Annotated in this window: 10 protein-coding genes and 3 pseudogenes; 7 read left to right on the top strand and 6 right to left on the bottom strand. The window is 67.9% G+C overall.

Annotated features, from left to right (window positions below; all coding sequences use genetic code 11):
• Nucleotides 1-59: 59 nt before the first annotated feature.
• Nucleotides 60-1,684, top strand: a pseudogene (istA, locus tag ACFYO2_RS48635) (IS21 family transposase).
• A 159-nt stretch (nt 1,685-1,843) separates the two neighbouring features.
• On the opposite strand, the gene ACFYO2_RS48630 reads toward istA (ACFYO2_RS48635), so the two are convergent.
• Entirely contained in the window at nt 1,844-2,431 is a 588-nt protein-coding gene (locus ACFYO2_RS48630; protein WP_388363709.1) for an SMI1/KNR4 family protein, read from the bottom strand.
• Between the two features lie 339 nt (nt 2,432-2,770).
• Here ACFYO2_RS48630 and ACFYO2_RS48625 point away from each other — a divergent pair, with 339 nt between their 5' ends.
• From ACFYO2_RS48625 to istB, 3 genes and pseudogenes are all read left to right on the top strand, one after another.
• Complete coding sequence (locus ACFYO2_RS48625; protein WP_388363704.1) at nt 2,771-4,351, top strand: ISL3 family transposase; 1,581 nt, start codon at nt 2,771-2,773, stop codon at nt 4,349-4,351.
• A 167-nt stretch (nt 4,352-4,518) separates the two neighbouring features.
• Nucleotides 4,519-5,936 (top strand): annotated as a pseudogene (gene istA, locus ACFYO2_RS48620) (IS21 family transposase).
• A pseudogene (istB, locus tag ACFYO2_RS48615) lies at nt 5,933-6,563 on the top strand (IS21-like element helper ATPase IstB); the annotation flags it as partial. The pseudogenes istA (ACFYO2_RS48620) and istB, both read left to right, overlap by 4 nt.
• A gap of 44 nt (nt 6,564-6,607) precedes the next feature.
• Here istB and ACFYO2_RS48610 read toward each other — a convergent pair.
• The 3 genes from ACFYO2_RS48610 to ACFYO2_RS48600 all read right to left on the bottom strand — a co-directional run bounded on the left by ACFYO2_RS48610 (nt 6,608) and on the right by ACFYO2_RS48600 (nt 8,749).
• Nucleotides 6,608-6,976 carry a hypothetical protein gene (locus ACFYO2_RS48610; protein ID WP_388363711.1) on the bottom strand — a complete coding sequence of 123 codons (369 nt, stop codon included), beginning with the start codon at nt 6,974-6,976 and terminating at the stop codon, nt 6,608-6,610.
• A gap of 242 nt (nt 6,977-7,218) precedes the next feature.
• On the bottom strand, nt 7,219-7,359 hold the full coding sequence (locus ACFYO2_RS48605; RefSeq protein WP_388363702.1) for a hypothetical protein: 141 nt from the start codon (nt 7,357-7,359) through the stop codon (nt 7,219-7,221).
• Between the two features lie 196 nt (nt 7,360-7,555).
• The gene (locus tag ACFYO2_RS48600) at nt 7,556-8,749 is read right to left on the bottom strand and encodes an IS110 family transposase (RefSeq protein WP_388363699.1); all 1,194 of its coding nucleotides are present in this window, start codon (nt 8,747-8,749) and stop codon (nt 7,556-7,558) included.
• 230 nt (nt 8,750-8,979) lie between these two features.
• Between ACFYO2_RS48600 and ACFYO2_RS48595 the strand changes: the two genes are divergently transcribed.
• On the top strand, nt 8,980-9,666 hold the full coding sequence (locus ACFYO2_RS48595) for a hypothetical protein (RefSeq protein ID WP_388363696.1): 687 nt from the start codon (nt 8,980-8,982) through the stop codon (nt 9,664-9,666).
• A gap of 315 nt (nt 9,667-9,981) precedes the next feature.
• Here the strand turns inward: ACFYO2_RS48595 and ACFYO2_RS48590 are convergent, their stop codons facing one another.
• Nucleotides 9,982-10,863, bottom strand: coding sequence for a 2-dehydropantoate 2-reductase (locus ACFYO2_RS48590; protein ID WP_388363693.1), 882 nt, complete (start codon nt 10,861-10,863; stop codon nt 9,982-9,984).
• Between the two features lie 113 nt (nt 10,864-10,976).
• Between ACFYO2_RS48590 and ACFYO2_RS48585 the strand changes: the two genes are divergently transcribed.
• Nucleotides 10,977-11,207, top strand: coding sequence for a hypothetical protein (locus tag ACFYO2_RS48585; RefSeq protein ID WP_388363691.1), 231 nt, complete (start codon nt 10,977-10,979; stop codon nt 11,205-11,207).
• 52 nt (nt 11,208-11,259) lie between these two features.
• Here ACFYO2_RS48585 and ACFYO2_RS48580 read toward each other — a convergent pair whose 3' ends face one another.
• Nucleotides 11,260-11,475, bottom strand: a complete 216-nt coding sequence (locus tag ACFYO2_RS48580; RefSeq protein WP_388363706.1) for a DUF6193 family natural product biosynthesis protein — start codon at nt 11,473-11,475, stop codon at nt 11,260-11,262.
• 295 nt (nt 11,476-11,770) lie between these two features.
• On the opposite strand from ACFYO2_RS48580, the gene ACFYO2_RS48575 reads away from it, so the two are divergent.
• Entirely contained in the window at nt 11,771-13,405 is a 1,635-nt protein-coding gene (locus ACFYO2_RS48575; RefSeq protein ID WP_388363688.1) for a DUF2637 domain-containing protein, read from the top strand.
• Nucleotides 13,406-13,462 lie beyond the last annotated feature (57 nt).

The raw sequence follows: 13,462 nt of genomic DNA, 5'->3' as shown, positions 1-13,462 counted from the left end.
CGCACGACGGCGGAGCTCAAGCGGGTAACGGGAAGGTCGTGCCATGACTCGATCCTTTCATGAAATCGAGTCTCCATTCGAACCGGGGCGGTTCAATGCGCGCTCTGCAGCGCAAATACGGGGTTACCTGGCAGACGGTCCGCAAGGCACTGGACCTGGTCTGGCCTGAGCCGCGCAAGAAGCTGCCCCCACGTCCGACCAGGCTGGATCCCTACAAGCCGCTGATCGACGAGATGCTGCGCAGGGATCTGGACGCGCCTTCGAAGCAGCGGCACACCGCCAAGCGGGTCTTCGACCGGCTGCTGGACGAGTACGCCGCGATGGGATCTCGTATCAGATGGTCCGCGGCTACATCGCCACGCGTCGTGGGGAGATCCGTCAGGAGGCGGGTCGGGGGCCGTCGGAGGTGTTCGTGCCGCAGACCCATTTGCCGGGCACCGAGGCGGAGGTGGACTTCGGGGATGTGCACATCGTGCTCGCCGGCGTGGTGACCCGCTGCTATCTGTTCTCCTTCCGGCTGTCGTATTCGGGCAAGGCGGTCCACCGGGTGTTCGCGTCCTGCGGCCAGGAAGCGTTCTTCGAGGGCCACGTTCACGCGCTGTCCGTGCTGGGCGGTGCCCCTCGCGGCAAGGTTCGTTACGACAACCTGAAGGCCGCGGTCGCCCAGGTGCTCGGGTTTGCCCGGCGCCGCCAGGAGAGCGAGCGGTGGACCGCGTTTCGCACGCACTGGGGCATCGAGAGTTTCTACTGCAGGCCAGGACTCGAAGGCGCCCATGAGAAGGGCGGTGTCGAGGGGCAGATCGGGTACTTCCGGCGCAACCACTTCGTCCCCGTTCCCGAGGTCGCCTCGCTGGCCGAGCTGAACGAGATGGTCGACCGGTGGGATCTTCAGGGCGAAGGCCGCAGGATCCGCTCGCGGGCGAGGACCGTGGGCGAGTACTTTGCCGTCGAGGCGCCGCTACTCAAGCCGTTGCCGACCGAGCTGTTCGAGACGGGCCGGCTCTTCACGCCGCGGGTGGACCGCTACAGCCAGATCGCCGTCCAGACCAACCGCTACTCGGTTCCGGTCCGGCTGATAGGCAGGACGATGCGGGTGATGCTGCATGCCAATCACCTCATCGTCTACGACCGGGCCAGGAAGTCGCCCGCCACGAGCGGCTGAGCACCAAGGCTGGCTCGCGCCTGGAACTGGACCACTATCTGGAGGCGCTTGTCCGCAAGCCCGGCGCCTTCCCCGGCGCCACCGCTCTCGAACAGGCCAAGTCCGCGGGCAGGTTCACGCCGGTCCATGACGACTGGTGGGCGGCCGCCCGGGTCCCACGGCGACAAGGACGGCACCAGGGCCCTGATCGAGGTCTTGCTGCTGGGCCGGCACATGAGCCACGAACACATCGTCGCCGGGCTGGCGACGGCTCTGCGGGCGGGCGCGTTGACCGCGGACGCGGTCGCCCTGGAGGCCCGCAAGGCTGCTGAAGCCGACGAACTGGCGGCCTCCGCTCCCGCCCATGTTGCTTTGCCGGAGCCGCCTGGGCGGCAGCGGGCGACGGCCACCTTCCTGTCCGACTGGCGGATGGCGCATCTGCCGGCCGACACTCGGCCGCTGCCCTCGGTGGCCCCCTACGACCAGCTGTTACGACACCGCCGACAAGGCGGTGCCCCTGCCACCGAGGGAGATGCGACGTGAGTGCCCAACGCCATCACGGTGTTGGCCGACGCTGAAAATGCCGACGGGTCCGGCACTGAAGGTGCCGATCACCGAGAACAAGATCGCCCCACTGGGGTGGTCCCAGTGGGGCGATTGTCGGCGAGGTGTCGCGGTCGTCGGCAAGGTGCCGAGGCTCAATCAGTCGAACTTCATGCCGAAGTATGGGTCGGGTTCACCTGTGTAGGGGTCGACGCCGGACTCCCACCGTCGTCGTTCCTCGCGCCAGTGGACGAAGTGCGGAGAGGGCTCTCCCCAGAGGGAGAGGTCGCTGAGTGGGCACTCGTCGAAGCCCTTGGTGAACAGGCGCCGAAGGAACTCCGCCATTCCGCAGTCGTAGATTTTCCAGTGGGGCCAGCCGTGCCGTTCCCACACGACAACGGGCCACTTGTTGGGGTCGTGGTCAACGGTGAGCCAGCCGAGGATGTCGGCTCCGCAGCTGACGCCCCAAGCGACGACAGAATCAGGTCCGCCATCGACCTCGTCCGGTCCTCCTTCGGACTCCCACATGTGCCGCATGTTGGCTGTCTCGGCCGCCATGCCCCCGAGGTCAGGGCTGTCGGCCGGCTGCGTGCTCGCTTCGGGGGTCACGACGCTCAGCGCGCCGTCGATGCCGCCGGCTCCGTACGTGCTCATGAAGGCGATGTAGTCGGAGGGGAAGCCGACTCCCCAAGCCCGCCGGATCGCATCCCAGTCCACCTGCTCATCGGCCCCGTCATGTGGCGGCATTACCACCGTGAGTGCGGCGAGAACTGTTCCTTGAGACGGCATGTCCCCTCCAGTGGTGTGCATCGTGTGATGCAAGGTATCCGGCGCCACCGACATCGAGTTTCGAGGGTGTGGAATGTCAGTCGAGGACTTCGGTGACGGCGGACTGGGCGGCTTTCTCGTCGACGAGGGACTTGCCGGCGGCGAAGGTGGCGACGAGGGATTGCAGGCAGATGTCGGCGTACACGTGAACGTGGCTCTGGCAAGATTTCCGTGAAGCTGGGGTGTGCCGCTATGCGCCGGTGACGCTCCGTCACGGGTAATGGCACTGTCAGCGAGTGTGATGACCTCGTACGGATCATGTCTCCGCACCTCGATGCGGTGCGGGTGGAACGGGTGTGGGTGGCGGGCGGCGTGGTCCGCATCGCGGCCTGCACCCGCGAGTTGACGGTGGCGTGTCCGGACTGTGGTCGCGGTTCTGCGCGGGTGCACAGTCGCTATGGCCGCACGCTGGCCGATTTCGCTGTCGGTGGGCGTCCCGTGCTGATCGAGCTGTCGGTGCGGCGGTTGTTCTGTGACAGTCCGAGCTGTGGTCGGCGGACGTTTGCCGAACAGGTCGAGGGGCTAACGGTGCGCTACCAGCGCCGCAGCCCGCTGCTGCAGCACCTGGTGGAGACGGCCGGGGTGCTGCTCGCCGGCCGGGGCGGCGCCCGGCTCCTGCAGATCCTGAAGGTGCCGCTGTCGCGGACCAGCGTGCTGTTCCACTTGATGCGCTTGCCGCTTCCGCCAGCAGCGACCCCGCGGGTGCTGGGAGTGGACGACTTCGCACTGTATGCGGACGTCTACGGAACCCTGCTGGTGGATGCCGACACCCGGTTGCCGATCGAGCTGTGGGCCGGGCGCGACGCCGAGCAGCAGGCCGCCTGGCTGCGGATGCACCCGGGTGTTGAGGTGGTCTGCCGGGACGGCTCGCTGGTCTACCGCCAAGCCATCACCGACGGCGCACCGGACGCGGTGCAGGTCAGCGACCGATTCCACCTGGGGCAGGGGCTGTCGAAGCGGGTCGTGGATATCGCCGCCACCCATCGCGGCTGCCTGCCTACCGCAGTTCCCGAGCCTGAAACGGCACCGCCACCAACGAACCCTGCGGGACTGTCCGACCAGGCCGACACTCCCGCCCGCCGCCACGCGAAGCAGCTCTTCGAGGCGGTGCACGCCGTGACCGACACCGGTCGCTCGCTCAACGCCGCAGCCCGCGAGCTGGGCTTGAACCGGCGCACCGTGCGCAAATACGCCCGAGCAGCCACCTGGCAGGAATGTGTACGAACCACACGGCCCCGTCGGCCCACCAGTCTCGACCCGTACCTGGAGTACCTGCGGCAACGCTGGGAGGAAGGTGAGCACACCGCAACGGTGCTGCACCAGGAGATCGTTGCTAAGGGCTACCGCGGCCACTACCAGCGGGTCAAGATAGCCGTCGCGCCGCTGCGTCGCGGCCTGCCAATCAACACGCCGACCGAGCGGCCACCCTCGCCCCGGGAAGTCGCCCGCTGGATCACCACTGGGCCATCCCGGCGCGGTCTGCACGCCGCCGAAGGACTCAGGCGGCTGCTCGAGCACTGCCCGGAACTGGACCGCACCCACGATCTGGTGCGCCAATTCGCCGCCATGCTCGACGCCCGTGACGCCGCCCCGCTGCCGGACTGGCTCGAGCAACTCACGACCGCCCGCCTCCCGGCCTTGGCTGGCCTGGCCAAAGCCATCCGCGAGGACCAGCCCGCAGTTGTCCAGGGCATTACCACCCCGTTCAACTCCGGCGTCAACGAAGGCCGCATCACCGACCTGAAACTTCAGAAACGGATTATGGCCGGACGAGCAGGGGTGCCATTGCTCCGCCACCGCGTCATTCTCCTGGCCCTCCTCCGACGCCACTACCCGTGACGGAGCGTCACCGGCGCATAGCGGCACACCCCAGCTTCACGGAAATCTTGCCAGAGCCGTGAACGTGCACAGCCGCGTACGGATGAACGTGCAGTGTTCTTGATGTGTTGAGGGACGATGCTCGGCACTCTGCTGCCTGTTGCTGAGGTTGCTGAGAGGGGTGGTCCGTGGTCCTGGATCCGCAACGCTGGCTGGAATTGCGGCGTTTTCGCGGGCTGGTCGAGTCCGGTGCCATGAGCCTGTCGGAGGTCGCCAAAGAGACCGGACTCAACTGGCGGACGGTCAGCAAGTACTTGTCCGCCGACGGGCCCGTGTCACCTCCACGCCGGTCATCGAGCGGGCGGTCCCGGGCGAGGGTGATCGACGAGTTCGCGCCGCTGATCGACTCGATGCTGCGGGCGGAGATCCTGATGAAGGCCGCCGTCATCCACGAGCGGCTGGCCACGGAGTACGGGTTCACCGGCAACTACCAGCGGACCAAGCTCTACGTTCAACAAGCCCGACCGCGGATCGCCGAAGAACTCGGCATCACACCAAAGGAGCTGGCGGGCATGCACCGCCGGTTCGAGGTGATCCCCGGGGCTCAGGCCCAGGTGGACTGGGGCGACGAGGGCAAGATCCTCGCCCACGTGGGCATCGCGAAGGTCAACTCGTTCCACATGACGCTGTCGTACTTGCGCGACCCGTTCTGCTGCTTCACCACCAGTCAGGACCTGGCGACCTTCTTCGACTGCCACCGCCGGGCGTTCGCCCACTTCGGCGGGGTGCCGATGACGATCGTCTACGACCGCACCAAGACCGTGGTCCGCCAGCACGTCGCCCCTGGTGAGGCCATCCCGCTGCATCCGGAGGCGGTCGGCTTCGCCGGCCACTACGACTTCGATATCGATGTGCTGGCCGCCTACCGGCCACCGGCAAGGGCCGTGTTGAACGGCAGGTGCTGATCGTCCGCGACCATGTCCTGTCCGGACGGGCCTTCTCTTCCATCGAGGAGATGGACGCCGCCTTCCTGTCCTGGGTGCCGCAGCGGCGAGCTCAGATCCACAAGACGCACCGGGAGGTCATCGGCGAGCGGGCGGCCCGTGACCACGCAGCCCTCAAACCACTGCCGCCGACGCCGTATCTGGTGGCCGAGCGGCACCTGCGGCCGGTCGGCAAGGACTGTCTGGTCGCCTTCGGCGGCAACCTCTACTCGGTGCCCGCCCGCCGGGTTCGCCCCCGCCAGCTGGTCGAGATCCGGGCCACGAAGTCGCAGGTCATGCTCCACTCGACCGCTCCTGACGGCAGCGGCCAAACGCAGCTGGCGATGCACCCGCGGGCGGTCGGCCGCGGGACGCGTGTCGTCGAAGACAGCCACTGGGACGGCCTGCCCACCGGCAAGGGCCGCCGGACCACCACAGGTGACGTCCCGCCCCGGCCCCGGCACCAACCGCCCCCGGGCGAGGCGGCCGGGCCGCTGCAGGCCCTGCTGAACCCGGCCGCGGCCACCCAGATCGAGGTCGGCCGCCGACCGCTGTCGGTCTATGACGAGCTGACCGGGACCCGGCCCTTCACCACCAGCCGAGCGACGAAGGAATCCTCTTGAGCGAGCTGACCGGCAACCGCATCCGCACCACGGCCGGCAAGCTCGGCCTGCCTCACCTTGCGGAGACCATCAACGAGTACACCCGGCGGGCCGACGAGGCGAAGATGGGCTACCTCGACTTCCTCGACCTGGTCCTCTCCTAGGAACTCGCCGTCCGTGACGACCGACGCTTCCGCCAGGGCCTGCGGCTGTCCCGGCTACCGCATCACAAGACGCTCGACGAGTACGACTTCTCCTTCCAGCCCGACCTCGACCCGCGCAAGGTCAAGGATCTGGCCACCTTGTCCTTCGTCGAGGGCAAGGCGAACGCGGCCCTGCTCGGGCCGCCCGGGGTCGGCAAGACGCATATCGCCGTTGCTCTCGCGGTCGCGGCCTGCCGGGCCGGCTACTCGATCTACTTCACCAGCCTCGACGACATGGTCCGCAACCTCAAAGCCGCCGAGGAGAGAGGAGACCGGACGGCTTGCCAGGAAACTCGGCACCTACCTGCGGCCCAGCGTTCTCGTGGTCGACGAAGTCGGCTATCAGCCACTGGAACGGGCCGAGGCGAACCTGGTCTTCCAGGTGATCTCCAAGCGTTACGAGAAGGGCTCGATCATCCTGACGCCGAACAAGACCTTCAGCAAAGCGCACATGTTCCGGCGAACCTGTGCCAGGCGCTGCCGGAAACTTCACGGGTTCGATGGTGTCGAGGCGGCTTCCCAGTCGCCTCGATGTTCGCGCCACGCGGTCCTGAGGGCTTCGAGCTCGGCGCGGGGGAAGTGCTCACCCCACTTGCCGCGGTATGCGCTCTCGCTGTACTCCCTCACGACCTCGTCGAAGCATCGGATCACTGCTCGGGCAACGACGTCGATGTTCTGCTGGGTGGACCAGATCTCGGTCCCAGTGTTGTCGTGGTCACTGCCGTGGGTCAGCTCCAGTAGGCGGATCCACACGTTGGTGCCTTCACGGTAGAAGATCCATCGGAAGGCGGTGGGCTCGGCCTCGAACTGTGCCCGGCATTCGGTCTCGCCGACGGTCAGCCGGGTTACTGCCGTCAAGAGATCTTCGGGGCAGTGGTGATATAGGAGGCCGTGACTTTGGCTACCGCCTGGTGGTCGCTGACAATGCATTCGGCCCAACCACGTCCGGACAGGACCCAGGTGAGTCGCAGGTGGGCCATCGTCGTTCTCCTCCTTCGGTCACGGGTTCCCTGCACTGATCACCGAGGGCTCCTCGCGCACATCCGAGTCTGAGGGATGGTCAGGCTGCTGAACAGCGGATTCTCTGACGCTGCCGACGCTCATCGATCTGGTAGGCGCCCGGGGTCGACATGGTCGGCGAGATAGATCAGGGTGGCTTGCGAGTCCACGCCGAAGGCCGCGGCGACGAGCTTGGGGTCCATGGTGTTCACGAGGTCGACAAGTCGGGTGCTGCGGATCATGCGGGGTGGAAAGCCGCAGTCGTCAAGGACGTGGGAGAGATAGGCAGTTGAGGCCGGGCTCCGCCCTGCCTTTGTTCCTTTGGTGACCATGACGTGCGGGTTCGAGCACCTCCACGTCCACTTGCCGCGCGTGCTCAAGACCCGCCAACGACACCGCCCACCCCAGCTCCACGCAGGAGGCTTCCCAATGATGTTGTCAAGCCGCAGCCGTGACCGGCGGTGTGGGTTGGTAGCACCGTTGGTCACGGAGCATGGCCCACAGGACGTTGACGCGACGACGGGCGAGAGCGAGCACGGCCTGGGTGTGTCGTTTCCCCTCGGCGCGCTTGCGCTGGTAGGAGCGACTGGACTCCTCGCACCAGCGGATGCTGTTCAACGCCGAGTAGAAGAAGACGCGTTGGAGCTTGCGGTGGTAGCGCTTCGGCCGGTGCAGGTTGCCGCTGATGCGGCCGGAGTCTCTGGGGGCCGGAGCGAGTCCGGCCATGCCGGCCAGGCGGTCCGGGGTGCCGAAGTAGTCCATGTCACCGCCGGTCACGGCGAGGAACTCGGCTCCCAGCAGGGGGCCGATACCGGGCAGGCTTGCGACTATTTCGGCGCTCGGGTGCTGGCGAAACCGGCCCTCGATGAGCTTGTCCACCTCGGCGACCTTCTCGTTGAGGGCGGTCACCTCCTTCGCCAGGGTGTGGACCATCTGCGCGGTGAGCTTCTCCCCGGGCAGGGCCGTGTGCTGGGCTGCGGCGGCCTCGACAGCGAGGCGGGCTACGGTGTCGGCTCCGCGGACCTTGCGGTTGACCAGCCACCGCTCCAGGCGCTTGACGCCGATGCGGCGCAGGGCGGCCGGGGTCTGGTATCCGGTCAGCAGGACCAGGGCGCCCTTGTGGTTGACGTAGTCGAAGGCCCGTTCCAGCGCAGGGAAGATGCCCAGCAGCTGTTCGCGGAGCCGGTTGACGGCGCGGGTGCGGTCGGCCACCAGGTCGGCCCGGCGGGCGGTGAGGGTCTTGAGCTCGGTGGTGATCTCGTCGCCCGGGCGGACCGGGTGCAGATCACGGCGCATGCGGGCTTGGTCCGCGATGATCGCTGCGTCCCGGGCGTCGGTCTTGCCCTCGGCCCGGTAGCCGCTGGAGGCCCGGTTCACCGCGCGGCCCGACAGGTAGGGCACCGTTTGGCCGTGGTTGAGCAGGAGCGTCAGCAGCAGGGACGCCCCGCCGTCGACCAAGTCCATCGCCCAGGTGACCTCGTCGCCCAGGTCCAGGACATCGCCGAGCAGGGCGAGCAGCTCACTCTCGTCGTTGGCGACGCGCCGGGACAGCAGCCGCCGGCCCTCCTCGTCGATCACCACGCAGTGGTGATGCCCTTTGCCGATGTCCGTACCGGCCCAGATGCGGCCCATTGTGTCTCCGGTTCTCAGATGAACATGTCCCGCAGACGACCTCGCTGGCGTGGCCCTACACAGCGATCGAATCGCGCATCCCAATCAGCAGCCGAGTCGTCGCGGAGTGCCGGGCGGCCAAGCCTCCAGAGCCATCGAGGGCACCACCCGATCAGCCATACCCAGCACTCCCGGGTGAGCCAACCCTACGAATGGCTCGCTCAGCCCAAGCAGGAAGGTAGGGCCACCCGATGAAGCGTCTCTTCCGCCGCTGCGGCCATGCGCCCGGCGTCGTCAGCCCCGAGGATCAGGCCGCCGTCGACCAGTTCCGCGCGCTGCTCGCCGCACTGCGCGACATGGAGCCCTGGACGCCCGGCATCTACCGGGACATCGCCGTACGCGTCGGACCGTTCGTGGAAAGGGCCCACCCCCGCCCGGGCGACGACCACGGTCCCGACCTGATCGCCGTCTCCCTGGTCCACCCCGACACCCCGCACGCCGCGGCCTACCTCCACGGCCACCAACTCGGCTACACCGGCAAGGGCTGGCTGCGCTGCGAGACAGACGAGATCCTCGGAGTGTGGAACCCGGCCCTCACACCGCTCACCCACGCCGCGGCGGGCCTGGACTTCCCCGACGACGTCGGCATGGGCCTGGCGCACTACGCCGTCCACGTCGAAGCCCGCCGGAAGGACAACTCCGGCCGCATCCTGCTCCGCATGGGCCCGTACACCCAGACCTGGCTCGCCTCCCGTGACGCGGACCGCCTGAACACCCTGCTGGAGGGCAAGGCGGCCACCGTCATGCCCCGGTACACGGTCACCGCGCAGGACACGCTGTTCCACGTCAGCGACCACGCCTCCTATAACGAACCGCACGAGGCAGACGCCTGCGAGCTCCTGGCGGCCCTCCTCGAGGACGTGAGCGCCCCATGGTGAGCACGGGCCTGTAGGAGATCGAGACCAGCGAAGCCGACGACGGCACGACTGTCCCCGCTGAAGGCATCTGGACGCCGGGCGAGGACGCAGCCGACAACGGGTTCGTCGTCCACCACGGCCTCTACGTCACCGGCATCGCAGCTCCGAACGACGACGGCCCTTACCCGGACAGTTTCGTCGTCCTCGGGCACCAGCGGTGGGCCAGCATGATCGAGGCCGCCGCCGCGTACATGGACCGCATCTCACACAGGACGTCCTATCTCAGTAAGGCGAGAGGCTACCTGGGTGTAGCGGTGGCCTCGCCGATGCCGTTGATCATTTCGGTGGGAGAGCGTCGAGCAGAGCGAGCAGGGTGCGGCCGGTGGGTGTGGGAATGCCGTGGCGGGCGCCGAGCCGCACCACCGGGCCGATCAGACCGTCGTGTTCCAGGGTGCGGCCTGCCTGCCGGTCCTGGAGCATCGAGGTCGGTGCGGTCGGCGGAAGCGATCGCAGCCAGTCAAGCGTGGCATCGGCGTCTTCCTCGGTGAGGGCCGCCCCTTCGGCACGGGCCACGGCCACGGTCTCCCGGAGCATCTCCCGGGCGAGGTCGGCGATGCCGGGCTCGTGCAGTACCTCCACGCGCCGTCCGGTCAGCGCCGTCAATGGATTGGCGGTGACATTGATCAGCAGTTTGGCCCACGCCACCGTGACGAAGTCCGACTGGTTCTCCACCGGCACGGAGGCGCCCGTGAACAGGGCCGCCGCCGCCTGCCCGACCCCGTCGGCGGGCATGACCAGCCCACGGCCAGTGGCCCGGGCATGCACCCGGCCGGGGCCGATGCGTTCCACGTTCAGGTACACCAGCGTCGGCACTACCTCGGCCTCGGTCAGCGGGCCGAGCCGGTCTCGATGGTCCACGCCGTTCTGCGCTGCGAGCAGAACGCTGCCCGGCTCAGCGAGGGCGTTCAGCCAGTGGGCCGTGGCCGCGGTGTGCTGCAGCTTGGTGGCCAGCACGAGCCACCGGAACGGTGGGAGATCGGCCGGGGCCTCCGCCCAGTTGACCGGGTAGCTGCGGGCGCCCTGGTCATCGGTGATGCTGACCGAGTCCAGCCGCGTCCGCCCGCAGATCGTGACCGGATGACCGGCCTCGGCGAGATAGCCGCCCAGCATCGTGCCCACCGCGCCCGCCCCGACAATCGCCACCGAATCGGCCATCATCAGCCCCCTCGTTAGACAGCATCGTCCGCTGCCAGTCTCGACCTTGGACGATCGGTAGGCAAAATCCCAGCCTCTCCTCGGCGCAAGGATCACCGCAGCGGCTGGCGCTGATCGTGCGCGGCCACTGGGGCATCGAAGCCCTGCACCACGTCCGCGACGTCACCTTCGGCGAGGACGCCAGCAAGATCTGGACCGGGCACGGGCCAGAGAACATGGCCACCCTGCGCAACCTCGCCCACGGCCGCCTCCGCGACGTCGGACACGACAGCATCGCCGCCGCACGCCGCGAAATGTCATACGACGCCTTCACCGCCCCACTGGACCTCCTCGGAGTCCCCGCGTGACCAGCACGAACATCGCCCATCACCGACTTTGCAATGGCCGTGAGGTGCCTACTCAGCGGCCGTCCCGATTTCGGCAGGGCGAAGTGCTTCGGGTGCGAGCCACCACAAGGACAATGGCCTCGCCAACGGGGTCCGTCTCGCCGATGATGTCGCCCCACCGGTCAGCCTTGACCTGGAATCGTCCACCACGTTGAGCCACGACGGCAGGTGCCACTTCCAGAGACGGCTCGTCCAGATCGGAGCTGGAACAGAGGACCCACTGGCGAATGGGAAGAGTGCCGCAGCTTCGGTTCAGTAGTCGCGGCGTCCAAGAGGTCGAGGAAACTCGAGTAGTTGATCAACCTCGGCAGAGACAGGGCAACTGGTGCCCTCGGCACTACGGAACCGGCCCAAGAGCGCCAACTACACACCACGCAACATGGTCGTCACGGATCACTTTTCGCAGACGATCCGCCCCGAGCCAATGGCGAAGGGCTGCAACGCGCGGCCTGTCGTGGGAGTGTGGGGGCTGTTCGGTCGTGAGGCGGTATGGGGGAGTGGGTCGTGGCTGCGGGGAGGGTGTGATGCCCCAGCTGACCCGGGTGCATCGGGTCCTTGTCGGTGTGGTCGTGGCAGGTGCTGTGGTTATCGCCGGGATCGGTTTCGCCGGTTCGTACGCGGCGGTGCGTGAACTGGCCCTCCAGAAGGGCTTCGGCACCTTCGCCTACGTCTTCCCGATCGGCATCGACGCCGGCATCTGCGTCCTGTTGGCCCTGGACCTCCTGCTGACCTGGATCCGCATTCCGTTCCCGCTGCTCCGGCAGACGGCGTGGCTGCTGACGGCGGCCACGATCGCCTTCAACGGGGCGGCGGCCTGGCCGGACCCGCTGGGTGTGGGCATGCATGCGGTGATCCCGGTCCTGTTCGTCGTCGCGGTGGAGGCTGCTCGCCATGCGATCGGCCGGATCGCGGACATCACGGCCGACAAGCATATGGAAGGAGTCCGCCTTACCCGCTGGCTCCTGTCGCCGGTCCCCACGTTCCTCCTGTGGCGCCGCATGAAGTTGTGGGAGCTCCGCTCCTACGAGCAGGTCATCAAGCTCGAACAGGAACGTCTCGTCTACCAGGCCGGCCTCCGCTCGCGTTTCGGCCGTGCCTGGCGTCGCAAGGCCCCGGTCGAGTCGCTGATGCCGCTTCGCCTGGCCCGCTACGGCGTTTCTCTCGCCGAGACGGCTCCGGCCGGGCTGGCTGCCGCGGGCATCGACGAGACACCGATCCCGTTCACCGTCGCTGGGACTCCGGTTCCGGCCCGGTGGCAGAGTCCCGGACTCGGGGCTGCCGTCGAGCAGGAGAAGGAGCTGGCGCAGGTGCGTGGCGCGCGGTCGAAGCCGGTGGAGCAGCCGCGTACCGCGTACCCTGAGCAGCCGCACGGCCTTGCGGACGACGGGAACGCCCAACACCTCTCCAACGCTTACCAGGACTGGGTGGCCGCCTTCGGATTCGAGCCCGCGAGGGCGCAGTTCGCCATGTGGCTCCAAGACCGGTACGGCATCGCCACCGCGGCCGGCAGGCCCCTGTCCGACGAGCAACTCGAACCCCTGCTGCGACTTTTCAGGCAGCGTCACTCGCCCTCAGCGCAGAACGGGACCGGACCCCAAGCCCCGCACGACGCGGACGACGGGTGGGGTGACTACTTCTACAACGCCTGGCTCGCCTACGCGCAGGAGCACGGGGCCTACCCCGATGCGGCCGCCCTCGCCATGTACGTCTATGAACGGGACCAGATCACCGGCGGCAACGGCCAGCCCATTACGGGCGAGGACCTGGAGGACTTCGTCGCCGCCTTCGGGCAGCGCGAGTTCGACGAGACGGAGCTGCCCGCCGACGAGGAAGCCCCCGAGCCCGCCGCACAGGCGCCCACCCTGGGTGCCTTCCCGAACGAGGCTGACGAGCTTGAGGAGACACCGGCCGGCGCGGGAGCGCACCCCGCCAAGGAGTCGCGCGGTCCCCGGGTGAGCGCCCCCGTCGACGACCCGCAGGGCGAGGCCGCGAGCGGGGAGCCCGCCGTGCTCACCACCGTCGACCGCTACTTCCTGGCCTGGACCGGGTACCAGACCGAGCACGGCGAGGAACCCAAGGCCGAGCAGTTCTCCGCCTACCTGGCAGGCAAGAAGGGCATGATGAACCGCCCCGGTTCGAATGGAGACTCGATTTCATGAAAGGATCGAGTCATGGCACGACCTTCCCGTTACCCGCTTGAGCTCCGCCGTCGTGCG

Source organism: Streptomyces sp. NPDC006602, assembly GCF_042870385.1.
Classification (GTDB): Bacteria; Actinomycetota; Actinomycetes; order Streptomycetales; family Streptomycetaceae; genus Streptomyces.
This window is presented reverse-complemented; position numbering and strand designations above follow the sequence as displayed.